A 1,159-nucleotide genomic window follows, 5' to 3' on the forward strand; every position below is an offset into this window, starting at 1 on the left:
TCGCCCCGGCCGCGAGCGGCGCCAGCGTCTCGGCGTTGCGCGCCGCCACGTAGTCGACCCTCAGACCGGCGCCGGCGATGCGTTCGCTCGCCTGAGCGGTGGCCAGGACCGGGTCGCCGCCGGCACGGATCATCTCGGCGGCGCCGTTCAGCGCGTGGTGGATCACCGGCGCGGTGGCGCGCTCCTCGCGCGAAAGGTAGGCGTTGCGCGATGACAGGGCCAGGCCGTCCGCCTCGCGGATGGTGGGCATGCCTACCACCTGCACGCCGAGATCCAGGTCGCGCGACAGGCGGGTGACCACCTTGAGCTGCTGGTAGTCCTTCTCGCCGAACAGCGCGTAATCGGGCATGCAATGGATGAAGAGCTTGGCCACCACGGTGGCGACGCCGCCGAAGAAATGGGGGCGGAAGTCGGTTTCCAGGCCCTGCGAGGGGCCGCCCACCTCGATGCGGGTGGAAAACCCGTCCGGATACATCTCCGCGGCAGAGGGCGCATAGACCAGGTCGGCGCGCACGTCGGCGAGCTTGTCGAGGTCGGCCTCGAAGGTGCGCGGATAGCGCGAGAAATCCTCCGTGGGGCCGAACTGGGTGGGGTTGACGAAGATCGACACCACCGAGCGCCCGGCGATCTCCCGCGCCCGGCGGACCAGGGCCACATGGCCGGCATGGAGCGCGCCCATGGTGGGCACCAGAGCCACCTTCGCCCCCTCCCCCCGGAAGCCACGCACCGCCGCGCGCAGCTGCGATGCCGTCTCTACCACCTTCGGCCGCGTTCCAGCCATGTCGTGCCTCCCCGTGCTGTGGCCGCGGACCCTAATGGGCGCGCGCGCGCGAGGAAAAGCGGCGCCTGCACGCGGCGCGGCGCGGGCTGGCGTGCGTTCCCTCGCGCGCCAACCCGCTCTATGAAGGGCAGGGAGGCTCACGCGTGCGCAATCTCATCACCGACGTGCCCGGCATCCGCGTGGGCAACGCCACCGACCTTGGCGCCGGCACCGGCGTCACGGTGGTTCTGTGCGAGGCGCCGGCGGTCGCGGCGGTGGACGTGCGCGGCGGCGGCCAGGCACGCGCGAGACCGATCTGCTCGATTCGTCGGCGACCGTGGACCGGGTGGACGCCGTCACGCTCTCCGGCGGCTCCGCCTTCGGGCTCGACGCGGCCGG

Annotated in this window: 1 protein-coding gene and 1 pseudogene; one reads left to right on the forward strand and one right to left on the reverse strand. The window is 72.3% G+C overall.

The features are described from left to right. A partial coding sequence (gene panC / locus AC2W7M_RS25980) for a pantoate--beta-alanine ligase (protein ID WP_486136032.1) occupies nt 1-781 on the reverse strand: 781 nt, incomplete at its 3' end. Nucleotides 782-924: 143 nt separating this feature from the next. Here panC and AC2W7M_RS25985 point away from each other — a divergent pair. Next, nucleotides 925-1,159 (forward strand): annotated as a pseudogene (locus tag AC2W7M_RS25985) (P1 family peptidase); the annotation flags it as partial.

It is taken from the genome of Xanthobacter sp. BG11Y11_SDJG, from assembly GCF_057364445.1.